General features: G+C 63.9%; 23 protein-coding genes. 15 read left to right on the top strand and 8 right to left on the bottom strand.

What is annotated here, in order from left to right:
* Position 1 precedes the first annotated feature (1 nt).
* The 3 genes from BKA07_RS01040 to BKA07_RS01030 are packed head-to-tail and all read left to right on the top strand — an operon-like array spanning position 2 to position 3,414.
* Positions 2-1,312: an allantoate amidohydrolase gene (locus tag BKA07_RS01040; protein WP_245161790.1), complete on the top strand. Its 1,311-nt coding sequence runs from the start codon at positions 2-4 to the stop codon at positions 1,310-1,312.
* Entirely contained in the window at positions 1,309-2,661 is a 1,353-nt protein-coding gene (locus tag BKA07_RS01035; RefSeq protein WP_167949248.1) for a formimidoylglutamate deiminase, read from the top strand. Before BKA07_RS01040 ends, BKA07_RS01035 begins: the two co-directional genes overlap by 4 nt.
* A 3-nt stretch (positions 2,662-2,664) precedes the next feature.
* A complete protein-coding gene (locus tag BKA07_RS01030) occupies positions 2,665-3,414 on the top strand; it encodes an IclR family transcriptional regulator domain-containing protein (RefSeq protein ID WP_167949247.1) in 750 nt (249 codons plus the stop codon).
* A gap of 144 nt (positions 3,415-3,558) precedes the next feature.
* On the opposite strand, the gene BKA07_RS01025 is transcribed toward BKA07_RS01030, so the two are convergent.
* Together BKA07_RS01025 and BKA07_RS01020 are read right to left on the bottom strand one after the other, a co-directional pair.
* Positions 3,559-5,073, bottom strand: coding sequence for a BCCT family transporter (locus BKA07_RS01025; RefSeq protein WP_342448951.1), 1,515 nt, complete (start codon positions 5,071-5,073; stop codon positions 3,559-3,561).
* Positions 5,074-5,333: 260 nt separating this feature from the next.
* The gene (locus tag BKA07_RS01020; RefSeq protein ID WP_245161789.1) at positions 5,334-6,263 is read right to left on the bottom strand and encodes a flavin reductase; all 930 of its coding nucleotides are present in this window, start codon (positions 6,261-6,263) and stop codon (positions 5,334-5,336) included.
* A gap of 191 nt (positions 6,264-6,454) precedes the next feature.
* Between BKA07_RS01020 and BKA07_RS01015 the strand changes: the two genes are divergently transcribed.
* From BKA07_RS01015 to BKA07_RS00985, 7 genes are read left to right on the top strand one after another with little or no spacing between them, the layout of a single operon-like run.
* On the top strand, positions 6,455-7,135 hold the full coding sequence (locus BKA07_RS01015; RefSeq protein ID WP_167949244.1) for a GntR family transcriptional regulator: 681 nt from the start codon (positions 6,455-6,457) through the stop codon (positions 7,133-7,135).
* 28 nt (positions 7,136-7,163) lie between these two features.
* Positions 7,164-8,288: an LLM class flavin-dependent oxidoreductase gene (locus BKA07_RS01010; RefSeq protein WP_167949243.1), complete on the top strand. Its 1,125-nt coding sequence runs from the start codon at positions 7,164-7,166 to the stop codon at positions 8,286-8,288.
* Positions 8,281-8,901 (top strand): amino acid synthesis family protein, encoded by a 621-nt coding sequence (locus BKA07_RS01005; RefSeq protein ID WP_167949242.1) that lies wholly within the window; start codon positions 8,281-8,283, stop codon positions 8,899-8,901. Before BKA07_RS01010 ends, BKA07_RS01005 begins: the two co-directional genes overlap by 8 nt.
* Positions 8,898-9,449, top strand: a complete 552-nt coding sequence (locus BKA07_RS01000; protein ID WP_167949241.1) for an amino acid synthesis family protein — start codon at positions 8,898-8,900, stop codon at positions 9,447-9,449. The genes BKA07_RS01005 and BKA07_RS01000 overlap by 4 nt, the downstream gene beginning before the upstream one ends.
* 9 nt (positions 9,450-9,458) lie before the next feature.
* Positions 9,459-10,235 carry an alpha/beta fold hydrolase gene (locus BKA07_RS00995; protein ID WP_167949240.1) on the top strand — a complete coding sequence of 259 codons (777 nt, stop codon included), beginning with the start codon at positions 9,459-9,461 and terminating at the stop codon, positions 10,233-10,235.
* Positions 10,236-10,275: 40 nt separating this feature from the next.
* Positions 10,276-11,757, top strand: coding sequence for an aldehyde dehydrogenase (locus tag BKA07_RS00990; protein ID WP_167949239.1), 1,482 nt, complete (start codon positions 10,276-10,278; stop codon positions 11,755-11,757).
* Between the two features lie 4 nt (positions 11,758-11,761).
* Complete coding sequence (locus BKA07_RS00985) at positions 11,762-11,950, top strand: tautomerase family protein (RefSeq protein WP_167949238.1); 189 nt, start codon at positions 11,762-11,764, stop codon at positions 11,948-11,950.
* Between the two features lie 125 nt (positions 11,951-12,075).
* Here BKA07_RS00985 and BKA07_RS00980 read toward each other — a convergent pair whose 3' ends face one another.
* The 4 genes from BKA07_RS00980 to BKA07_RS00965 are packed head-to-tail and all read right to left on the bottom strand — an operon-like array spanning position 12,076 to position 16,550.
* The gene (locus BKA07_RS00980) at positions 12,076-13,314 is read right to left on the bottom strand and encodes a glycosyltransferase (RefSeq protein ID WP_167949237.1); all 1,239 of its coding nucleotides are present in this window, start codon (positions 13,312-13,314) and stop codon (positions 12,076-12,078) included.
* Between the two features lie 58 nt (positions 13,315-13,372).
* Positions 13,373-13,672: an AtuA-related protein gene (locus BKA07_RS00975; RefSeq protein ID WP_167949236.1), complete on the bottom strand. Its 300-nt coding sequence runs from the start codon at positions 13,670-13,672 to the stop codon at positions 13,373-13,375.
* The gene (locus BKA07_RS00970) at positions 13,669-15,084 is read right to left on the bottom strand and encodes an acyclic terpene utilization AtuA family protein (protein ID WP_342448950.1); all 1,416 of its coding nucleotides are present in this window, start codon (positions 15,082-15,084) and stop codon (positions 13,669-13,671) included. Before BKA07_RS00970 ends, BKA07_RS00975 begins: the two co-directional genes overlap by 4 nt.
* Positions 15,072-16,550 carry an SLC13 family permease gene (locus BKA07_RS00965; RefSeq protein ID WP_167949234.1) on the bottom strand — a complete coding sequence of 493 codons (1,479 nt, stop codon included), beginning with the start codon at positions 16,548-16,550 and terminating at the stop codon, positions 15,072-15,074. The genes BKA07_RS00970 and BKA07_RS00965 overlap by 13 nt, the downstream gene beginning before the upstream one ends.
* Before the next feature lie 88 nt (positions 16,551-16,638).
* On the opposite strand from BKA07_RS00965, the gene BKA07_RS00960 reads away from it, so the two are divergent.
* Positions 16,639-17,523: a LysR family transcriptional regulator gene (locus tag BKA07_RS00960; RefSeq protein WP_167949233.1), complete on the top strand. Its 885-nt coding sequence runs from the start codon at positions 16,639-16,641 to the stop codon at positions 17,521-17,523.
* Between the two features lie 157 nt (positions 17,524-17,680).
* On the opposite strand, the gene BKA07_RS00955 is transcribed toward BKA07_RS00960, so the two are convergent.
* Positions 17,681-18,061: a VOC family protein gene (locus tag BKA07_RS00955; protein ID WP_167949232.1), complete on the bottom strand. Its 381-nt coding sequence runs from the start codon at positions 18,059-18,061 to the stop codon at positions 17,681-17,683.
* Positions 18,062-18,128: 67 nt separating this feature from the next.
* Between BKA07_RS00955 and BKA07_RS19870 the strand changes: the two genes are divergently transcribed.
* On the top strand, positions 18,129-18,440 hold the full coding sequence (locus BKA07_RS19870; RefSeq protein ID WP_425339305.1) for a HepT-like ribonuclease domain-containing protein: 312 nt from the start codon (positions 18,129-18,131) through the stop codon (positions 18,438-18,440).
* A gap of 106 nt (positions 18,441-18,546) precedes the next feature.
* Here the strand turns inward: BKA07_RS19870 and BKA07_RS00945 are convergent, their stop codons facing one another.
* A complete protein-coding gene (locus BKA07_RS00945) occupies positions 18,547-19,860 on the bottom strand; it encodes a methyltransferase domain-containing protein (protein WP_209043825.1) in 1,314 nt (437 codons plus the stop codon).
* Positions 19,861-20,081: 221 nt separating this feature from the next.
* Here BKA07_RS00945 and BKA07_RS00940 point away from each other — a divergent pair, with 221 nt between their 5' ends.
* The 3 genes from BKA07_RS00940 (at position 20,082) to BKA07_RS00930 (ending at position 23,472) form a co-directional block, all read left to right on the top strand.
* Positions 20,082-21,575 (top strand): amidohydrolase family protein, encoded by a 1,494-nt coding sequence (locus tag BKA07_RS00940; RefSeq protein WP_167949230.1) that lies wholly within the window; start codon positions 20,082-20,084, stop codon positions 21,573-21,575.
* Positions 21,575-22,285: a sulfite exporter TauE/SafE family protein gene (locus tag BKA07_RS00935; RefSeq protein WP_167949229.1), complete on the top strand. Its 711-nt coding sequence runs from the start codon at positions 21,575-21,577 to the stop codon at positions 22,283-22,285. The genes BKA07_RS00940 and BKA07_RS00935 overlap by 1 nt, the downstream gene beginning before the upstream one ends.
* 137 nt (positions 22,286-22,422) lie before the next feature.
* Entirely contained in the window at positions 22,423-23,472 is a 1,050-nt protein-coding gene (locus BKA07_RS00930) for a LacI family DNA-binding transcriptional regulator (RefSeq protein WP_167949228.1), read from the top strand.
* Positions 23,473-23,586 lie beyond the last annotated feature (114 nt).

The following is a 23,586-nucleotide window of genomic DNA, read 5'->3' as shown; positions in this document are numbered from 1 at the left end:
GATGAGTGACGTCGTCTCCCTCCTGGCGCAGATCGAAGGCACCGGTCGTGACGCTCGTGGTGCCGGCTACCAGCGCCCCGGGTTCTCGGACACCGAGCGAGAGCTGCGTGACTGGTTCCTCGCCGAGGCGGCCCGACGTGGCCTCGAGACCGAGATCGATGACAACGGCATCACCTGGGCATGGGCGACCGCGCCCGGTGAGAACGCCGTCGTCACCGGGTCCCACCTGGACTCCGTGCCTGGTGGGGGAGCCTTCGACGGGCCCCTCGGCGTCGCCTCGGCGCTGGCTGCCTTCGATGAACTCAAGGCTTCCGGAGCGCTCGAACGTGCTCGGCGTCCGCTGGCGCTCGCCGTGTTCCCCGAAGAAGAAGGCTCGCGCTTCGGCGTGGCCTGTCTCGGATCGCGGCTGATCACCGGCGCCATCGAAGCAGACCGCGCGTTGGGACTCAAAGATGCCGCTGGCGACACCTTTGCCGACGTCGCGGCCGGCTACGGCCTCGACCCGAACCGCATCGGCACCGACCACTCCAGGCTGTCGACGGTCGGATCCTTCATCGAACTCCACGTCGAACAGGGCATCGGTCTGATCAACACCGACCAGCCTGTGGCGATCGGCTCCTCGATCATCGGCCACGGCCGCTGGCACTTCTCCTTCTCCGGACAGGGCAACCACGCAGGTACGACACCGATGGGTCATCGCGCAGATCCGGTGGTGGCCGGCAGCCGCGCCATCGGCGACATCCCGATCCTCGCGGCCAGCCACGACCAAGCGGTGGCCACCGTGGGTCGGACGCTCATCCATCCGGGCGGGACCAATGTCATCGCCTCGGGCATGAGCTTCTGGCTCGACATCCGTCACGCCGACGACACCGTCGTCCAGCAGGTCCTCGAGGAGATCAGCGCCCGAGCCCGCGAGCACGCTGACGGCACCGGCGTCGAGGTGTCCATCTCCCAGGAGTCGTACTCGCCGACGACCCACTTCACCGCGGAACTCAACTCACGGCTGACCTCGGTGCTGCCGAACGCGCCGCTGCTGCCCTCGGGCGCCGGGCACGACGCCGGCATCCTCGCCCCGCATGTGCCTTCGGCGATGCTCTACGTGCGCAACCCGACCGGCGTCTCCCACGCTCCGGAAGAGGCCTGCGAGGTCGACGACCAGCGGGCCGGCGTCAGCGCGCTGGTCAAGGTCCTCGAAAGAGAGCTCGGGGTGGACGCCTCGGATGATTCGTCGGGGCCTGTCGACTCGCCGGGGCCTGTCGGCGAAGCATCGGGACTTGCCGGAGCGCCGGGATCTGCAGGAGGTGCGTCATGAGCACGCGTTTCTGGTGCGAATCCGCCTGGGTCGGCGGACAGGTCGTCACCGGCGTCCTGCTCACCGCCGATGACACAGGGACGCTGACCTCGGTCGAGACCGGAATCGAGACCCCACCCACCATCGCCGAGGTGGTTCCCGGCTTCACCCTTCCAGGTGGAGTCAACGCCCACTCCCACGCTTTCCACCGCATCCTGCGCGGACGCACCCACGGCGACGGCGGGACCTTCTGGACCTGGCGCGAAGTCATGTATTCCGTGGCCGCGAAGCTGAGCCCCGAGAACTACGAAACGGTGGCTCGCGCGGTCTTCGCGGAGATGCTCGCCGGCGGCTACACCTCGGTGGGCGAATTCCACTACGTCCACCACGCACCGGACGGCACTCCGTACGAGAACACCCACGCGATGGAACGGGCGCTGGCACGGGCGGCCGCCTCGGCGGGTTTGCGCATCCGACTCCTCGACACCTGTTACCTCACGGGCGGAATCGACTCCGAGCTCTCAGACGAGCAGGCTCGATTCGGCGACGGAACCATCGACGGATACATGGACCGCCATGCCGCTCTTTCCAAGGCTTTTGCCACTGAGTTCCCGGTCGGAGCGCCTGGTGAGAGCTTCGTGCATGTGGGATCGGCAATCCATTCGATCCGCGCGGTTCCGGCGGCCAACCTGCCCAGGTTCGCCGAGCTCGACGGGCCCGTGCACGTGCACCTGTCCGAGCAGCCGGCGGAGAACGAAGCCTGCCAGGTCGCCTACGGCACGACACCGACGCAGGTCTTCGCACGTTCCGGTGTCGTTGCGGCGAACCTCTCGGCTGTCCATGCCACGCACCTGCGCGATGACGACATCGCGAGCTTGGGCGGGTCGCGGGCGTCGATCGTCATGTGCCCGTGCACGGAGGCCGACCTGGCCGACGGCATCGGTCCGGCCCGTGAGCTCGCCGACGCCGGCGCCACGATCTCGATCGGCTCCGACCAGCATGTCGTCCTCGACGCTCTGCGAGAGACTCAGGGCATGGAGGCCGGCGAACGCCTGCGATCGGGCCAGCGGGGTCGCTTCTCCCCGGCCGAACTCATCACCGCCCTGACCTCGGGCGGGGCACGCAGCCTCGACCTGCCCGTCGGCGAGCTGGCCGTGGGCAGGGCCTGCGACTTCATCGCATTGGAGACCGACAGCATGCGCACCTTCGGGTCGGTGGGGGAGCAGATCATCCTCTCGGCCACCTCGGCGGATGTGCACATGACCGTCAGCGGGGCCTGCGTCCGCGTCCGCGACGGCGTGCATACGGAACTGGGGTCGATTTCGGAGTTGTACCGGGCGGCATTCGCGGCACTGGGGATGGAGGACTGAACCGTGGCTGAGGTTCCGGCGCTGCGGCGCTCGATCGCGATTCTGCGGCATCTGGCCTCATCGAACCGTCCGATCACCGCCGGTGCTCTGGTGCGGGCTCTGGAGATCCCGCGCTCGAGTGCCTATGAGCTGCTCACGGTGCTCGAGGAGCTGGGGCTCGTCGTGCGCACCGAATCCGGTTACGCCCTGGGGGCCGGTGTCCACGAATTGGGAAGCTCCTATCTGCGCACGAACCCCCTGCAGAGGTTGGCCCAGCCCATCGTGCGGCAACTGGCCGACGACACTGCGGCGACCGCACAGCTGGCCGTCATCCGCGGATGGGAGACCGAGTATGTGCTCAAGGAGCAGTCCCTGAAATCGGTCGCGGTCATCACCGCCACCGGTGTGCGCATGCCCAGTTACCTGACCGCGACCGGACGGACGATCCTGGCGAATCTGCCAAAGTCGGAGGTGCTGGCGATGCTCCAGTCCGAGTCCGGATTCGTCACCCGCACGGGGCGAGGCCCGACGACTGTCAAGGCGCTCAATGCGATCCTCGCCCAGGACCGGCGTGCCGGCTGGGCCATCGAACACGGGGAGGTCACCCCCGGGATCTCGACGATCGCGGCCCCCGTCTACGACGTGCTCTCGCGTCCGATCGCCGCCATCGGACTCTCGCTCGCCGGTGATGCGCTGAGCGAGGGCACCGATACAGAATCGCTCGTGGAGCAGGTCCTCGCGGCCGCCGCCGAGGTGACGTCGAAGCTGCGATGAGGCGCGCGCCGATAACGAGTGGACCACTTGGTGGCATCGAGAGCGGGGACTATCGCTTGTTCGCTCGACATTTAGTGATCTACCCGGTGCAGCGCAGTGATCGGGCGTCGTCGTCGGCGTTCCACATGTTCGGATCGGTGCGACTCAGAGCCCCAGCACGCGCCTCTCGCGAGCGATCTCGTCGACGATTTGATGGTCGTTGCGCAGTTCCTTGATCAACGCGACTCCGAGGATGATGACGATGACAGTGAACGGCACAGCCGAGAGCATCGCCGCCTGCTGAAGTGCTTGGAGTCCGCCGAGCAGAAGGAGAACGACTGCGCATGCCCCGGTGAGGACACCCCATGTGGCGATGACAGGTCGTCGCGGTTCGAAAGACCCACGTGAGGACAGTGAGCTCAGCACGAATGTATTCGAATCCGCGGAGGAGACGAAGAAGAGGATGACCATGAGGACTGTGAAGATCGAGGTCAGCAGCGACAGCGGCAGCTGATCGAGCAGACTGAAGAACGCCGTGTCCAGATTGTCCTGAGTCGCCTCGCCGATCGAGGCACCACTCATATCGAACTTGATTGCAGATCCTCCCATGATGGTGAACCAGAGGAAGAAGACGGCGCTGGGAACGAGGAGCACACCGGTCACGAACTGTCGGATCGTCCGGCCCTTGGAGATCTTGGCCAGGAAGATTCCGACGAAGGCGCTCCAGGACAGCCACCAGGCCATCATGAAGTAGGTCCAGCCGAGCATCCATTCGCTGTCGGCGGCGTTTGCCGGTGTCAAGAAGCTGAGTTGCAGGAAATCGCCGGCGAACGAACCGACGGAGCGGACGAAGAGATTGGCCACGAAGCCGGATGGACCGGTGACGAAAACGAAGAGCCCAAGGGCAGTGGCCATGGTCAAGGTGATCTGAGAGATGTATTTGATGCCTCGGCTCACTCCCGTCAGGGCGGACCCGGTGAAGAGGAGTGTCAGCACTGCGACGACAATGATCTGCAGGATGATGGTGGGTTCGATGCCGAAGACCGTGTTGAGACCCTGGCCGATCTGCGAAGCGCCGAGGCCCAGCGACGTCGTCGTGCCGAAGAGGGTAGCGATGATGGTAAGGATATCTATGAAATTGCCGACCCAACCGTCGACGAACCGGCCGAGCACCGGACGCAGCATCGTCGAAACCAGCGCCGGGCGGCCCTTCCGGTGCGTCGAGTAGCCGATCGCCAAACCGAAGACCCCGAAGATCGCCCAGGCTTGGAAACCCCAGTCGAGGTAGGAGAACTGCATGGCCCGGATCGCTGCGTTCATGGTTTCGGGCTCCGCCAGGCCGTGGGGAGGTGTCATGAAGTGCGACATCGGCTCCGCAACCCCATAGCTGACCAGCCCGATCCCCATAACCGCGGCCAGAATCATGGCCAGCCATGATGCGGTGCTGTATTCGGGGCGAGAGTCCTCGGAGCCGAGGCGAATGCGCCCGAATCGGCTCGCAGCGAACCAGATGAGCATTACGATCGCGGCAAACGGAACGACCAGGTAGATCCAGCCGATTCCGGACGACACCGCATCCATCGCCGAGGCCATGATGGAGCCGAGACTGTCGGGAGACAGTGCCGCCCAGAGCACGAATGCGATGACGAATCCGACTGACCACAGAAAGACCCTCCCCACCGAGCGACGATGCCGGGCCTCTCCGTCCGCGCCCGTACCATGTCTGACTTCCGGGGCATCGCTTCGCTGCATCTCGTGATCTTCTAACATCGACATCGTTGTCTCCAAATTCGGGTTCGAGGGGATCCTGGGCTCATCAGGAATGGTGCTGAAACGGAAAATCGCAAGTGATCGGTGGCCGCTCGTCAGTGTTACTCCGATGCCGGTCGAACACGATCAAGAGGCTGCGCGAACGAGATAGTGTTCGCGCAGCCCCCGGATCAAATTGCGGTGAGATCTTCGCTGTCGAAGAACTTGCCTGCCTTGTACACCATCGGCTCCGCTTCGGTGACCTCGGCATGACGGACCCGGCAAATGAAGATCGTGTGTGTTTTGGCCTGGAAGCGCTCTTTGATGTCTGCTTCGAGAGCGGCTGACGAGCCGTCGATGAGTGGACTTCCCGAGGGGCCGCCATGCCAATCGAGATCGGCGAATTTGTCTGCAGCCTTGGATGCGAAGGTGCCGACGGTTGCACGCTGTCCCGTTGACAGGATGTTGATTCCCAGATGATCGGCTTTGAAGAGGGCAGGGTAGGTCGACGAGGTCTTCTGCACACAGACCATGACCAGCGGGGGCTCGATTGAGACTGAACAGTAGGCATTCACTGCCAACCCACGTGGCCGGTCTTCGTCCCTAGTCGTCACGACGGTGACACCAGTGACGAACTTTCGATTGAAGCCTTTCATCATCTCCTGATCGGGCTCTCCCGAGAGGTTGTCGACGACGAGGCCATCGTTGGCGGACTCGTCTGCCGCCGAAAGCGATTTCACACCGAGATCGGCGAGGATCCCGCTCGAATCCCACGTCACTGTTTCCTTGGCGACGTGTCCGTCCGCGATTTCGAGGACGTTCGAACCACGGCTGATGACAGATCTCCCGGTAGCTGGCGCATCCTTCAGTGCTTCGGTGTGGGTGCCCCGCGAAGTCCAGAAGATGACCGCCTTGTCTCCTTCGGTGATGAACTCGTCGATGGTTGTCTTCAGGTCAGGGAACGCTGCGCGAACGGAGCGGATCTCGTCTTTGATCTCTCCCAGGCCGACGGTGGACCCGCTGGAGTTGCTCACTCTCCGGTAACCGTCCGTGACTATCGCGTCGAGGCTATCGACTTCACCCCGGTTCCACGCAGCTTCCCAAGCTTGCTCTATGTTCATTCTGTGATTCTGTTGCATGGCAGAAAACGTAGTCCAGTACACATCAAAGTGTCAATAGTGTAAGCGGATTTGGTGCATGAATGCTCTGTAGACCCCACAATGCGCCGTGAGTATGCTCAGGGTAAGGATTTGAGGCTGAACGTCACACCTTGGTGTTGACCTCTTGATGTATGCAACATACGATTTCTTGTATGCATGTGAACGCAGAATCAGCAGCACCGACGTTGTTGGCACGGCTCAGGGACAAGATCACCACTGGTGAGTTCGAGCCAGGTGCGCCGCTGTCGGAGGTGTCTTTGGCACAGGAGTTCGATGTCAGCCGCACGCCCATTCGAGAGGTGCTCAAGCAGCTGCAGCTCGAGGGGCTCGTTGAGATCCGGCCGAAAGTGGGCACCTTCGTCAGGGAGCCGACTCGGCGAGAGATCGTCGAACTCTTCCAGCTCAAAGAGGTGCTCGAGGGTTTGGGTGCTGCGCTCATGGCGCGCAGAGGCCCCTGCGCTCAACTGGAGATCCTCGAACGCAATGTCGACGAGTCGGAGCGGTCCGCGGCGGCAGGTGATGCGGATGCCTATGCCGTGCAGGTCAAGGAATTCCATGAGACTCTCGTCCTGGGCGCCGACAACAACAAGCTCGTCGAGCAGTATGGACGGCTGATGAACCAGTTGGCCTACTTCAGGTTGGTTCGCAAGACGCTCGAGCATCCCGGTCGCGTCAGCGCCTCGAGCGGAGAGCATCGGCTGATTCTGACACACATCCAGGAGAAGGATCCCTTCGGTGCGGAGAACGCGATGCGCTCACACGTCTTCGCCTCGACACAGGAGCTTCTCGTCCCCGACACCAAGACCACTCTTTCGCTCGCCCGCGAAAAATAGTCTCAAAGCAGCAAAGAAAGGTATTCAAATGCGATTCTCTGTCTTCCACGGCCTCGGCGCCCCGGGTGAACTGGCCGACTACAACCTACACATGAAGAATGCACGGGAATATGCGATGCGGGCCGAAGAGCTCAACTTCTGGTCCACCTGGTACACCGAGCATCATTTCGGCCACGAGGGACAGGAGCTGACGCCCAACCCAATCCTCATGGGAACGGACATCGCCGCGCACACCTCCACACTGCGCATCGGTCAAGCAGCCTCGATCGTCACCTTCTGGCATCCACTGCGTCTTGCGGAGGACTACGCCCTACTCGATCAGCTCTCTGACGGCAGACTCGAAGTCGGCGTCGGGCGAGGTCTCTATGGACGGGAGGCGCTCAACCTCAATCCGGTGGCCGACCCTCGCGACCAGGAACAGAACCGTGCTCTGTTCGCCGAAGTGATGGAGATCCTCGACAAGGCATGGAGCAACGAATTCTTCAGCCACAAGGGCCGGTTCTTCGAATTCCCCGCCCCCGGAGTCAAATGGAGCCATCCGATGTCACCGGCGACTCCAGAGTTCACCAATGAGGACGGTGAGATCACGAAGATGGCCGTGGTCCCTCGGCCGTACCAGGAGGGCGGCCCCGGGATCTGGCAGGTCATCGATTCCCCTCGATCGATCGAATCCGCAGCCAATGACGGCATCAATGCCATCTTCTGGATGCCGCCGGTCTCCGAGCTCAAGGGGCGGTTCGAGCTCTACCGCGACAAAGCGTCTGAGGCCCAGGGACGTGATGTTCCCTTGGGCGACGGAATCGCGTTGGTCCGCGATGTCTATGTGGCGGATACGATGGAACAGGCGCGCGAGGAGTTCGAAGAGGCCGTGATGAATACCTACCGTTGGGTCACTCACTGGCGTGGACTCGGAAACCTCATGGAGAAAGGCGAAGAGCTCACCGACGAGCACACGCTCGACTTCGACTTCCTGTTCGAACGCAACATGCTCGTGGGCACGCCGGAATACGTGACCGAGAAGATCCAGGAACTCAAGGATGAGGTCAACCTCGACCACCTGATGCTCTGGACGACTCACCCCGGGCTCAAGCACGAACACGCGATGAAGAGCCTCAACCTCTTCGGTGAGAAAGTGATGCCGAACTTTGAGTGACCTGAACGCAGCACGAAATGCCGGAGTCAGGACGATCGTCTACAGCGAAGAGGAGCTGGTCACTGAGGCGGGCGCAGGCGTCAACGGCCCTATTCGCAAAGCCACGGCCACTGCGGCGATTGCGAACCCCTGGGCGAACCGTGCAACCGGATCCGAACTGTCCGCGGAGGTGGAGGCGATTGCCCCGATTCTCGCACGGGAACTCACCGATCGCCTCCTGGGCTCCCTCGGCGGAGCTGCAGAGATCCAAGCGTTCGGGAAGGCCGCGGTGATCGGCTCGTCCGGAGAGCTCGAACACGGCGCCGCCTTCATCCACACCCCCTATTTCGGCAACCTCGTCCGAGAGTTTCTGGAGGGCAGCTCGATCATCTGCTTCGCAGACGAAAGAGCAGAGGCAGGCACCTCGATCACTGTTCCACTCTGGCACAAGACCGAGGCGGCCACGCGTGATTACTATCAGACGATGACGGCGCGCATCGCCGACGCTCCCCGACCCGACGAGATCCTCGTCGTCGCCGGCGCATCGACAGGGACCCGGCCCTTACCTCGGCTCGGTGATCGCAAGACGGATCGCCCAGTCAATTCACATCAGTTAGCAGGAGTTGCATCATGAGAGTTCGCAAGATCGTCACCCACGTCGAAGAAGTGCTCACCGAGGGTGGTCGTCCCGTCGACCCGGCAGCACGCGTTGCCGTGGTCGCGGCAGTGATCGAAAATCCCTGGGCAGGTGAGGGCTTCGTCGACGACCTCAACCCCGGAATCGACGGCACAGCATCTCCGCTGGGCGAGCTGCTCGCCCCGCGAGTTGTCGAGGCGCTCAATGCAGACGTCGAGGCATACGGAAAGGCAGCCATCGTGGGGCTCAGCGGTGAGGTCGAGCATGGGTCTGCACTCATCCACACACTCAAGTTCGGTGATCACTTCCGCCGTGCCGCCGAGGCCAGCACACTGCTTCCTGCCGTCGAAAAGAGAGGGCCGGCAGGAATCGTGTTCGACATCCCGATGAAGCACAAAACCGACGCCACGGTGCGCTCCCACCACCAGACGGTTGAGATCCGGATCGCAGACGCCCCGCATGCGGATGAGATCGTCGTCGCCCTCGCTGCGTCCGCCCAGGGTCGGCCGCAGCAGCGATTGGCTGATCTCTCCACCGAGCGGTAGGCGCTGATAATGACAGCACATTCTCAACTGTCCCCAACGGAGCCGAGGTCACGCGGGCCGCTGCCGCTGGTCCTGCTCCACGGGGTGGGTCTCGACAGCACGATGTGGGGGCCGTTGGGGGCGGAGCTCCGGAAGGCCGGGCAGAACGAGATCATCACGCTCGATCTGCCCGGCCACGGTCAGAAACCTCCGCTGAGAGAGCCCCAGAGTCTGAGCTCGTTGGCAGACGATGTGTTCCGGCAACTGCCGGAGAAGTGCAATCTGCTCGGGTTCTCGCTCGGTGCGCTGATCGCGCAGGCAATCGCCGTCTCTCACTCAGAGAGAATCGGACGACTCATCTGCGCATCGTCGGTCTGCCAGAGGACGGACGACGAGAGAGCAGCCGTTCGGGCTCGACTGGAGACAGCCTCAGACGACATGACCGCGTCGTCGGCGGCATCGATCGAGCGGTGGTTCCCGACCGGGGCCACCGCCGTACCGGACGAGACTATCGAACAGGTCCGCTCCACACTGCTGAGAAACGATTCCGAATCATTTCTTCGTTCCTACAGGGTATTCGCATTCGGAGATGCGGAGATCGCCGGCGATCTGAACAGGATTGAGGCGAAGACTATGGCGATCACGGGCGAACTGGACCCGGGGTCGACCCCTGATATGTCGGAGAGGCTGGCGAAGGCCGTTCCCGACTGCCGATCTGTGGTGATTCGGGGAGCGCGACACATGTTGCCTGTCGAGAAACCGCAGGCGATGGCGAAAGAGATCGTCGAGTTCCTGGCCCGAGCGTGAACTGCCTCGACGACAGTACGAAATGAAAGCAGAGAAACCAATGACGAAGCGATACCAACATTTCATCAACGGTCGTTGGCACAAGCCATCGGACGGTGCCTACTTCGAAAGCACAAATCCGGCGACCCTTGAAGTCCTCTACGAAGCAGCAAGAGGCAATGCCGCCGACGTCGACTCAGCAGTTGCGGCTGCGCGCGAGGCGTTCGAGAACCCCGCCTGGCGTGATCTCAGCCAGACTCGCCGGGGCCACCTTATGCGACGCCTCGGCGATCTCATTGCAGACAATGCCGAAGAGATGGCACTTGCTGAGACCCAGGACAACGGCAAACTGCTTCGAGAGATGCGAGGCCAGATGGCCGGTGTGCCTGAGTACCTCTACTACTACGGGGGCCTTGCCGACAAGATCCAAGGTGACCAGATTCCCACGAGTTCGCATCTGGTCCTCAACTACACGATGCGCGAACCCCTGGGCGTCGTCGGCGCAATCACACCCTGGAACTCTCCGATGACGCTGACGACATCGAAACTGGCGCCGGCGTTGGCAAGTGGGAACACAATCGTCATCAAACCGAGTGAGCACACCTCGGCGAACATTCTGCGTCTGGCCGAACTCGCCACCGAAGCGGGATTCCCCGACGGAGTCGTCAACGTCGTCACCGGATTCGGCACCGAAGTCGGTGCCCCGTTGGCAGATCACTCGGGTCTGGCGAAGATCTCGTTCACGGGATCGACCGGCACAGGACAGGCGATCGCCACCTCGGCGGCCTCACGCTTCATCGGCTCGACACTCGAACTCGGCGGCAAGAGTCCGAACATCGTCTTCGACGACGCGAATGTCGGCAATGCCGCCATGGGTGTCATCGCCGGTGTCTTTGCAGCCGCTGGACAGACATGCATCGCCGGAAGTCGCGTCTTCGCGCACAAAGCCGTCTACGACGAGCTCTTGGAGAAGGTCAGCAGACGAGCGGAGTCAATCGTCATCGGCGACCCACTCGATGATCGAACCGAACTCGGACCGCTCGCTTTCGAATCGCAGTGCGAGAAAGTGGCGTCGTATGTTGATCTGGGCGTACAGGAAGGGGCCACGGTTGCAACGGGAGGGCGACGTCCCGATGTCGAGCTTCCCGGCTACTTCTACTCGCCCACGGTGCTCACCGACGTCAACAATGACATGAGAGTCGTGAAAGAGGAGATCTTCGGCCCAGTGACTGCTGTCATTCCGTTCGAGACCGAAGAAGAACTCGTCGGAATGGCCAATGACTCGATCTACGGCCTCGCAGCCGGCGTGTGGACCAACAGCCTCTCGCGAGGCCATCGAATCGCCCGGCAGCTCGACGCAGGCACCGTGTGGCTGAACATGTATCGAGCCATGTCGCCGATGTCCCCGCGGCAGGGATTCAAAGCCTCGGGAGTCGGAGTCGAGCATGGAATCGAATCCATCAAGGACTACACCCGGCTGAAAAGCGTTTGGGTGAACACCGACGAGGAGCCTGTCGCCGACCCATTCATCCTCAGGAGCTGAGCCGATGCCGCTCATCGAAGTCTCGATCGCTGAAGGCAGGACCGAGGGCGAGTTGCGCAACTTCATCACCGCTCTGCACAAAGCTGCCGAGACGACCGTGCACGCTCTGCCGGAGAACACGACGGTGATCGTCCGTGAAGTGCCGAAGAACCGTTGGTCGAAAGGCAATGTGACAATCGCGGAACGCGGGTAATTCCGTTTCGAACCAGCGACCTTCCAAGACAGACGTTGCAGGTGAGCACGGCGCGGCTCATGGTCGTTGCACATCCGTCTGCTCGGGTTGAATAGCCCAGCTCAGTCGCACCGCGTTCGGGCCGCTCACGCCAGCTGTTGAAGGATCTCGACGGCTCGGCCGGTGCCGTCCTCTGCCGCAATCCTGTCTGCCAGGTATGCAGAACTGCTGCGGTAAACCTCCGTTTCCACAAGGTTCGTGAACCGTTCGGCCAGAGCATCTGCCGTGATCTCGGCCCGGGGAAGTGGTTTCGGGCCGGCCCCGAGTTCGTGGACTCGACGAGCCCAGAACGATTGATCGCCGAGGAACGGGCAGACCAGGCTGGGGCAACCAGACGCCAAGCCGATTCCTGTTGTGCCCGCCCCGCCGTGGTGGACGACCGCGGACACGTGTGGAAACAGCCGATCGTGGGGTGCACCGTCGATGACGAGAACGTCGTCGGTGCTCTCGGCGACGACACTTCCCCATCCGGTGGCGACGATTGCCCGGATGCCGGTTGTTCTGAGCGCCGAGGTGATTGCTTCGCCTCGTTGTTCTGCTCCCTTTCCGAATCCCATGGATCCGAATCCGACGTACAGCGGTGCTTCCCCGGCGGCCAGGAAGTCCTGCAGCTCCTGAGGAGGTTCCCATGAGGCACCGCGCCCGGTGAACCAGTATCCGGTGACGTGCGCCGTCGACGGGTAGTCGGACGGAACGGGGACAACGTGCTGCGAATACGGGTAGAGAATGTCCACGGGACCGCCATCCGGTTTGACCAATGGATCCGCCCATCGGGAAAGCGATCTGAGACCGAGCCTGTGCCGAAAGTCGTTGGTGATACCGCCGTACATGAGTGACTCGGCACGATTGAGTGTATAGCTCCATCGATTCAGTCGTGGCCCCAGCTCCCGCGAGATGAACGGGATCGGATACGCCGAGGTCGGGGTGTAGAAGGGCAGCGGCAGCGACAGCACCGCCGGAATCCCAAGAAATTCTGCCAGGTGCGGAGCGCCGAGACATTTTGGGTGATAGACGATGATGTCCGGTCTGGTGCTGCGGACCGCCCGAAGTTGATCATCGAGGCTGACCCGGATACTTTCGGTCATCGCCTTCGCCGCCTTCTGCAGGTCCGCGAGACCAGCTGAGTTCGAAAGCGCGCCCTGCATGACTTCGAGCATGCGTGAGTTGCTCGGGACGAAATCGACGCCGAGCGAGCGCACATCGTGTTCGAAGCCCTCGGCGGTGGCGACCGTTGCTTCGTGTCCGGCGTCCTTCAGCGCTCTGGCCAAGGCGATATACGGTTCGATGTCACCTTTTGTGCCGAACGTCAGAATCAGTGCCCTCATGTCTTCACCGTAGGCCGCGAAGCACTCGCGGTAAACGGTACCGGGCGAGTGAACCGACTCAGATCTCGAGTGTGAGCAGGTGGTAGCTCATGGTCTTTCCGTGCCCGTCCAGGTTGGGGGAGCCGGTGACTCCGCCGCCGAGCAGACCGGCGAGTTCGAAGCTGAAGGAGTGAAGTGTCGGCAGATCGCTGCGGGTCACCGACTGCACGGTGAGGCCGAAGTGTGAGGCGACGCGTTCGACGCTGAGCTCCTGGGCAAGCCGGTCATAGGCGGCCCGGTCGTCGGCGACGACGCCGAGGATGAGCGTGTCGCCCTTGTCGCCGGTGCGCACCGATGCGAGCTCGTCGATGGTGGTCATTTGAGTCCTCCTGTGCGACGTTCGTCGACGAATTCGACGTTCACCGACTCTTCGATGCTCAACCGGTCCACGCTGCACGATCTGACTGCGACCACGCTGTGCACGGACTTCCGGGCACCTCCGCCGCCGGCCGGCCCATTGGTGTAGAGGGCCTCGACCTCATCGCCGATGATCGCAGCCTCCTGCCGGGTCGCTGCGGTTGAGACGATGCGCAGCCGCACCTCGGCGGGGTCATCGGCCGTCACCAGCCCGCGGAATGCGGCGGCCATTCCGATGTATTCGACGAACACCGACTCGGGGTCGACATCGTAGAGCGCTTCGAGGCGCTCGAGGACGATCGCCGCCGCCAGCTCGGCACGCTCCTTCGACCGAATGCCGGCGTAGGTGATCTGTCCTTCGCCCTGCCACCCGGAGTCGTAGCCGAGCGTGACCTTGAGATTCTCCGGGCGGGCTGCTCCTCTCCCACCGCTGACGCGAACACGGTCGACGGCGCTCTGCTCGAAGCTCACGTGTGAGAAGTCGGCGATGACGTCGGGGGTGATGTAGGCGCCCGGATCGGCGACCTCGTAGAGGAGCTGCTCGGTGCAGGTGCGCGTGGAGACATCGCCTCCCGAGCCCTCGAGTTTGCTCAGGACGGCCTGCGCATCGGCGTCGACATCGGCGAAGGGGAACCCGAGATGGGCAAGGCCGGCGACGGGTTTCGTCACCGGGTCGGCGAAGTAGCCGCCGGTGACCTGGCCGGCGCATTCGAGCAGATGGCCGATGACCGTGGCGCGGCCGATGAGGTCCACGTCATGGTGGTCCCAGTCGAAGTGGTGCGCCATGGCACCGACGTACAGGGAGGGATCCGCGACCCGGCCGGTGATGACGATGCGTGCACCGGAGTCCAACGCCCGCCGGATCGGTTCGGCGCCCAGATAGGCATTGGCCGAAATCAGCTCTCCGTCGGCGGCGGAGGCGGGCTGTCCGGTCTCCCAGGTGCGCGGATCCTCGTCTTCGACGATGGACAGGACCTCATCACCGGTGACGTACGCGACGGGCAGGTCGACGTTCAACTCTCGAACCGCCTCGGCGACGGCATAGGAGGCGGCCTCAGGGTTCGCGGCACCGCCATTGGTCACGATGCGGGTGCCGTTGGCGGCACAGTCGGCGGCGACGGAGCGGATCCGTTCGACCAGAGTCGGGTCGAAGCCCGTGTCCGTGGACTCCCGCTCGCGTCGCTGGGCCGCGGCGACGGTCCTCTCGCCGAGGAGTTCGAAGACGAGGAAATCGAGCTTGCCGTGCTCGGCCAGGGCGATCGCGGGGTCGAGACGGTCTCCGGCGAATCCGGCACCGGCTCCCACCCTGACATGGCCGGCCGGCTTGGGCGGGGAAGAGAGCCCGGCCGGACTCGATACGTTCAGGCTGCCCACCGGGGAATCACTCCGATCACGATTGCTGCGATGAGCACGATGATACTGACCAACCATGCCCAGCCGATGAGGCCGAGGATGTGCTTGCCGATCGGCACGTTGGCCAAGCCGACCAGCAGATAGAACGACCCGGTCAGGGGGCTGATGGGAAAGCCGAGAGTCTCCTGCCCGATGATCGAGGCCTGCGCGAGCACCACGGGATCGATGCCGTAGTTCGAGCCCACCGCGGACAGGACGGGAAGGACCCCGAAATAGTAGGCGTCGGGGCCGAAGAACAGGCTCATGGGCACCCCGAGGACGGCGACCACGATGGGCAGGAGCGGCATGATCCCGGCCGGCAGGACCTGGACAGCGGAGTCGGCCATCGACTCGATCATCCCGCTCTCGTCGAGCACGCCGAGGAGGACTCCGGCGGCCAGCAGGGTGCTGGCCATGAGCATCGCTGATTTCGCACTGATGTCGAACTGTCGAGACTGGTTCTCCAGACCTCGGAAGTTGATGATGAGCGCGATGATCGTCGCGACGAGGAAGGCGATGGCCGGTGAGACGATGCCCCACATCAGCACCACGAGGGTCGCGAGCAGGATCAGTCCGTTGACCCACAGCGGGATGTTGCGGTGGTCCTTCTCCACGGTTGCGTCGCTGGCATCCTCGCCGCGGTGCGCGCCGTGGGTCGAGCCGCCGGACGCGGCCCCCGCGGTGCTGAGGGTGTCACCGCCGGTGCCCTGGCGGTCGGTGTCCTCCGTCACCGAGGTGGCCCGTGTCCCACCGTCGCCTGTGGCGGAGGTGCGGGTTGCAGGGTCATCGCTGTGAGCGGACACCGCCTCGGCGAATTCGGAGGTCTTGCCTTTGGCGATGCGCTTGACTTCGCGGCTGCCGAGGAACCACGCGACCGCGAGCGCAGCGCCGACGCCGACGATCTGCGCGGGGATGAGCGGTGTCCACACCTCGTTCGCTTCGACCCCGACGGTCGCCGCCGCGCGTGCGGTCGGTCCGCCCCAGGGGAGCAGGTTCATGGCTCCTGCGCCGAGGCCGACGCATGCCGTGAGCGTCAGTCGACCCATGCCCAGGCGCTGGTAGATCGGCAGCATGGCCGGAATGGTGATGAGGAACGTCGTCGCACCTGCACCATCGAGATGGGCAACGCTGGCCAGGAGTGTCGTGGCCAGGGTGACGGCCTTCGGAGACGAACCGCCGAGGCGGACGATCCGATCGATGATCGGGTCGAAGAACCCGACGTGGCGGAGTATGCCGAAGAAGACGATCGCGAACACGAACATCACGACGACACTGGCGACGCTGGTGATGCCGGCCAACGCGAATTCGCTGACCTCGGACGGTGAGTTGCCTGCGATGAGGGCCGCGACGATCGGGACCCCCGCGAGGGCGACGATGGGTGAGACCTTCTGCATGAGGAGCAGAGCGAGGATCACCAGCATGGACACGTATCCAATGAGTGAAAGCACCTTTGATTCCTTTCTCAGATATCGCCTTCTATGATCCAATGTCATCTGATGGCTCGTCCAATATCGTTTAGCTCTATACTGATGACCTATGGTTATCAATCTGGCTATGTACCACCTGCGCACGATCGAAGCGCTCCACCGGCTGCGCAGCTTCACGCTCGCTGCCGAGGACATGCAGGTCAGTCAGCCCGCAGTGAGTCGGGCGCTGGCCGAGGCCGAACGGCGCATCGGCGGCAGGCTGTTCGATCGGAGCACGCGGTCTGTCGTCCCCACGCATCTGGGTGAGGAGGTCTCCGCACATGCGGCAATGGCCGTCGCGACCTACGATGAGGCACTGTCGCGCATCACCCGCCACATGAACGGCGATGACGGGATCGTGCGGGTCGCGTGCCTGCCCTCGGTGACGGCGACGCTGCTGCCCTCGGTGATCTCCGACTTCCGTCGCGACCTCGGGCAGGTGGGTCTGAGGATCCATGACGAACCGCAGGAGAATGTGGCGGAGAAGATCCTCGACGGCACAGTGGACCTGGGCATCCTGGCACTGGACTCCAGCATCCCGCCCGAGCTCGAGGTCGAAGAGGTCGCCTCCGACAGGTTGATTGCGATCATGCCGTCGGGGCACAGATTCGCTGATCGTGATGAGCTCGCCTGGGGTGACTTCGCCCGTGAGAAGTTCATCGGCTTCGACTCCGTGACGAGCATCGGACCATTGGTCACCCACGCTTTCGCCAAGCACGACGTCGATGTCGACATCGTGCAGACGGCGCGCAGCATCCCGGCCGTCGGAGGTCTCGTCTCCGCCGGCCTCGGGGTCTCTGTCGTGCCGGAGATGGTGGTGCCCCTCGTGAAGTTCGAGGGAATCGAGAGCGTGCCGATCAGCCCGGCCATCGACCGCACCCTGGTCGTCGTCCACCGCAAGCGCGGACCGCTGCCCGCCGTCGTCGAACGGTTCCGGCAGTCCCTGCTGTCGTAGAGCTCATCTGCACCGAGAGCACACCGCAGCACCGAGCGCAGACTTCCTGAAGTCAGCTCTCGGTGCTGCGGTGTGCTCTCGATGCGCGATGGGGGCAGCTGCTGCGGCTCCCGGTTGCGGTTGTTGTGGTTCGAAGCCGCGAGGGCACTTGGTCGGCTCAGAGATACGGCTTCGTGATGAGTTCCAAGTACATGCCCGAGGGGTCGAGGAAATAGACGCCGCGACCGCCATGCCCTGTATTCGTCTCTTGCAGGCGCGAACGCTGCGGATCGGCCCAGTATTCGAGGCTCCGCTCGTTCAAGAGGGCGACTGCTCGGTCGAAGTGGTCGTCGGTGCAGAGGAAGGCCATGTGAACGGGCGAGATGTCGAACCCCGGAGGAGGAGACGCGAACTGCAGCATCACCCCTTCGGAGAGCATGATGTTGGAGAAGACTCCCCATGATTCGGTGTGTTCGGCTTCGAGGATGTCGACGTAGAACTGTGCTGATTCCGCCGGGTCGGCGGCGGCGATGATGGTGTGATTGAAGATTGCTGACATGATGTCCTTTCGAAAAGTCTATTCAAGGTGAAAGAGATCTCTTCGAAAGGGGCGGACCGCGAATCTCATGTTCGCGTCCGCTGCGGCTCAACGATCGACCGGTTTACCGATCCGTGAGCGGCTGAGGGCCTGTCCGGTCATGGTCGAAAGTCTACATGAGCGGGCACCTCGCAGGATGCGGAATACCACTTCGAATAGGAGTGCTTTCTCGGCTGACTGGATTCTTCAGTCTGCGGTTGAACGAAATATAGAGATCATCGGTGAGGCATTGAACAGGTTGAGGAGAACCGATGCTGAAGTCGCAGCGCGCATTCCTCATCTGCAAGAGGCCATCGCGACGAGGAATGTCATCGCGCATCAATATGCCAACGTAGATTAGCAACGTGTGTGGGACATGCTCGAGGCTGATGTCCCTGATCTGATTGTGGTCTTGGAATCACTGTTGACCGAGTTCGGTCCGCCACAGTTTTGAAGCCCCGACTTCCTCATCTATGCCGCCGCAGCACCACCGCCACCTCGAGGTGCTTGGTGTGGGGGAACATGTCGAAGACCTTCGCTTGTGCGACCTGGTAGCTGGGCATCCGGTCAAGGTCCTTGACCAGGGTGAGCGGATTGCAGCTCGAATAGACGATATGTTCGATCCCGGATTCCTCGAGTGCAGCCGACAGTCGCGCTCCGATCCCTCGCCGAGGTGGGTTGACGATGACGCAGTCCGGACGTTGCCCCGAGGCCAGGTTGACCTCGGCGAACTCCATGGCATCGTCGGCGAGGAACTCGACGTCGCCGCCCGGCTGGGGATCGGGTCCTGGTCGGGGACCGGCGCTGGGCCGAGAGCCGACGCCAGGCTGGGAATCGGCGTGGGGCTGGGATCTGAGCCCGAGTTCGGCCGCACTGATCCTCGCGGATTCGATAGCCTGCTCGCTGAGCTCGACCCCGATGACAGAGCGTGCCGCAGAGCCCCCACCCGCGGGCCGCCCGACTGACTGCTCGGAGTCGAGCGCGCCCGCACAATACAGTGCGAAGCCGCCCACCCCGCAGTACAGGTCCCACAGCGTGGCCGGCGAGATCTCGTCGACCCACGTCGCGACCTGGTTGTAGAGGCTGACAGCGACGGCAGTGTTCGTCTGGAAGAAGCTCTGCGGGCGCAGATGCAGGTCTACCCGGTCGAGGTTCATGCGCAGGGAGTCGCCCGCCAGCACGACTTCGCGGCTGCCCTCGAGTACGGCCTTGTGCTCGGGAAGCAGATTGACGGAAACGACGGTGGCACGGGGCACGAGGCCGATGAAGGCGTCGCGCCGGGAACGCAGAACATCGAGGCCATGCTGGGTGCGCACGACGAACCGGATCATCAGGTCCCCGGACGGCGCCGCGGTGATGTGGACGAACTTCAGCTCACCTCGGCGAGCGCGGACATCGTAGGGTTCGAGGCCCGACGCGTCGAGGAACCCTGCGATGACGGGTATCACCGCGCGGATCTGCGGAGCCTGGATCCCGCATTCGCGCAGATCAACACCGTGGAAGTCCTGGTCGAGGATCCCCAAGGTGACGCCGCCGGCCGAGCCGCCCACGGCGAGCTTGGCCCGATTGCGGAAGTCGCGATCAGATCCGGCCTCCGCTGGAAGCCAGATGGTGGGCGCGTGGACGGCCAGTACCTCACGGCCCCAGGCCTCCTTGTCGCTGATCTGCTGCTCGTAGGGCATCTCGATGAAGGTGCACGAGCGGCAACGTCCCGCGTCGAAGTAGTGACAGTGCAATTGCCCGGATACCGCCGAGGCGGGGGTCAGAGGCGATGATGTCATGAACTCATTTTACGGGCTCATTCGAGCCCGAAGATCGGCGTGAGCGCAGCGCGCCAATCGGCGCGGCCCCAGCTGTGACGGTTCGTTGACGCACCCGCCCGGCCACCGTAGACTGAGGGAAACCAAATCGATTTGGCCTTACGGTGCGACAACACCGCAGGCTATCGTTGACTGCGAGGATCTGCAGGGGCGCCGAGGCTCCTGTGACGACGAAGGATGACATGACTCAGCTGCGCACTCTGCACGAGACTCCGACGGTGCTCGTCCCCGAACAGGTCCTTCTTCCAGAAGGTCCGCAGACGGATCATGCCGTCCTCGTCACGAACGGCCGCATCACCGACGTCGGTCCCGTCGCCGAGGTGATGGCCAACGCCCCTGCCGACGCCGCCCGCATCGACCTGCCCAGCCGTCTCCTCATGCCCGGTTTCATCGACGCCCACCATCACCTGACACAGTCCTTCGGCAAGTCGCTGGTCTTCGGCGAACCCTCCGAGATCTTCCAGCGCGTCTGGGTGCCGATGGAGGCGAACATGGACCCCGAGGCCATCGACGTCGCCACCCGCTTGGCCGCCTGGGAATCCCTGCGCGGCGGCTTCACCACGGTCGCCGACGCCGGGACTCGCGCCAGCGTCGACGCCTCCGCGATCGCCGATGTCACCGCCGAGGTGGGGCTGCGCTGTGTTCTCGGCGTGATCTGCAATGACCTCGGAGGAGGCACGAAGACCGCCGAGGTCTCCGAGGTGATCACTGCTGCCCAGCGCCACCTGGGCCGGTGGGATGCCGACTCGCTCGTCCACCCCTCGCTGGCCGTCTCGATTCCCGAGGTCGCCTCGGACGCGGCCCTCATCGCCGTCACCGAATTGGCCCGCGAGGCCGGTGTGCCCTTTCAGACCCACCTCAACGAGCACCTCGCCGCAGTCGAACGTTCGCTGGTGACCAACCGGGAGCGTCCGCTGGAACGGCTGGCCCGCCTCGGCGCCTTGGGTCCCGAGACGCTCACCGCCCATGCCACGCTGCTGACGCCGCGGGAGATCCGACTGCTCATCGATCACGGCTCGGCGATCTCGTACAATCCGGTGGCGAGCTCGTGGAAGGGCAACGCGGTGGCGCCGGCCCTGCTCATGCACGAACTCGGCGCGCGGATCGGGCTCGGCACCGACGGAACCCGCTCGGATGCTTTCCGCCTCCTCGACGCCGCCGAGACCGCGCAGCGACTGACGCAGGGCACAGACGTCGGCGACGCCTCGGCCGGCGGCGGCTGGACCTGGCTCGAGCAGGGACTGCGCGGGGGAGCCGACGCGGTCGGACTCGCGGGCAGCGTCGGCGAGATCACCCCGGGAGCCCTCGCGGATCTGCTCGTCATCGACCTGAATGTGCCCGAATTCGTCCCCTCCTGGGATGTGGTCTGGGAGCTCGTGCGCATCGCCAACCGCGACCAGATCGAAGCGGTCATCGTCGACGGCAGGCTGCGTCTTGAGAACGGGTGGCCCGTCGACTGGGACGGGCGGTCCCTCCTCGACCGCGTCCGCGAAGTCTCACGGAGGGTCGTCGCCGCCTCGCCGATCACACGCATCGACTCGAACTCCACCGAGCACCGAAGTGCATGGATGGACGAGCACCCGGAGAGCCACCTCGGCGCGGGTGCGGGCATGGGCAGCACCACGACGAGGAACTCCGGTCCGGGTGCGACACGGAGCACCGGGGACCTCACCTGATGACGATCCTCGCCTTCAGCATCGTCGCGATCACCGTCCTGCTCTCCGCCTTCGTGCAGGGCTCGACCGGCATGGGCTTCGCGATGATCACCGCCCCCGTCGTCAGCTTCATCGACCCGAGCCTCATCCCGGTGATGCTGCTGGTCCTGATGATCCCGCTGAACTTCTATGTCGCGGCCCGGGAGCGAAGCGACATCCACTGGCACGGGGTGAAGTGGATCAGCGTGGGACGCTTCGCCGGCACCTTCCTCGGCCTCTGGATCCTCGTCATCGTCAACCTCCACCAGCTCGCCCTGCTCATCGGGTGGTCGACTCTGGTCGCCGCCGTCGTCGCACTGCTGGCCCCGAAGTTCACCCCGAATCGCCCCGTGCTCGGACTCGTCGGCCTCATCACCGGTGTCACGGAGACTTCGACGGGAATCGGCGGTCCGCCCTACGCCCTGGCCTACCAGCACAGTCCCGGCCCGGAACTGCGGTCGACAGTGGCGGTGTGCTTCCTCGTGGGTGAGGTCATCTCCCTCGTCGTCCTCGCCATCAGCGGTCAGGTGAGCGGGCCGACTTTGCTGTTCACCGCGGCCATGCTGCCCTTCCTGGCCATCGGGTCGTTCCTCAGCAAGTTCGTCCATCACCGACTCGACGGTCCGGTCCTGCGCTACATCGTCCTGGGTTTCGCGATCATCTCCGGAGCCATCGTCATCGTCCAAGCGTGATCAAGAGGTGACGGGGCGTGGGGATGGCGCCAGCGCCAGCCACCGATAAACGGGTTGAGTGCCGAGAAACGCATGCGCGCGTGCGTGCCTCGAACGTCACCCCGTTATTCGGCGTGATCGTCCAGTAGTCTGAGGCCATGGGAGAATCAGAGCGCCCGAGCCGGGCCACGATCGCCGATGTGGCACGTGAAGCCGGAGTCTCGCGCACGACTGTCTCTCATGCGCTCAACGGGCTGGGCAAGGTCAACTCGGCAACCCGGGACAAGGTCAAGAGCGTGGCGACCCGCCTCAACTATCGCCCCAGCGTCCGCGCCCAGGGGCTGCGGTCCGGCCGCTCCCAGGCACTCGCCCTGCTGTCGTCGATGCCCTCCGCCGTCTCGGCCGGTCCCTCGCAGCTGGGATTCTTCACCGAGCTGGCGATGGGGTGCGCGCGGACCGCACTGCTCAAGGGCTACGTCTTCGTCCTCGCCCCGCCAGAAGGTGACATCAACCCGGTCGACCGCCTCGACATCGATGGTGCCATCGTCCTCGAACCCACTGCCGACGACCCCATCGCCGCAGCGCTGAGCGATCGCGGCATTCCGTTCGTCACCATCGACGGGCCCGCCGGTGAGCGGAGTGTGGACCTCCATCACGCGGCAACCGCTGAACTCCTCGTCGGTCATCTGCTCGACAGTGGGGCGAAGCAGCCGGCGCTCGTCGCGGGTGCCAGTGTGCGCGGATCTCAGGCGGCCGCCCGGGCCGCTTACCTGGCAGCCGCCGAACGCGAGAGCTTCGCCCCGATCATCGCCGAAGCGGATGAAAGTGAGGGAGAAGATGCCGGTTTCCGTGCATCTGAGTCGATCCTGGCCGCACACCCGGACGTCGATGCCCTGTTCATTCCGATCGACACCTTCGCCTCGGGGGCCGTGCGGGCCGGAGTGCAAGCAGGACGGACCATCGGCCTCGATCTGCTCATTGCCACGAGGTACGACGGATTGCGTGCTCGCACCAGCTCCCCGCCGTTGACGGCCGTGCATCTGGGGTTGGATGAGATCTCGGGCCAAGCCGTCGATCGACTCGTGACGATCCTTGACGGGTCATCGCATCCGAGCGATGCGGCGTCAGAGTTCGCGCCGACTCTCGTCGTCCGGGAGTCCACCGCCGGACCCGCGAAGCAGCCTGCCATCGGGCAGGGCTCCGCCTGACTGCCTGAACCACGGCGCCCGAAAGCGGCAAGCTGAACCACGGCGGCCCTCATCGCAACCGCCTGAACCACGGCGGCCCGAAAGCCACACGCCGAAGCAGCCTCGCGAACCGAC

It is taken from the genome of Brevibacterium marinum, from assembly GCF_011927955.1.
Classification (GTDB): Bacteria; Actinomycetota; Actinomycetes; order Actinomycetales; family Brevibacteriaceae; genus Brevibacterium; species Brevibacterium marinum.
The sequence above is the reverse complement of the archived record's forward strand: the minus strand, read 5'-3'. Positions and strand labels throughout refer to the sequence as shown.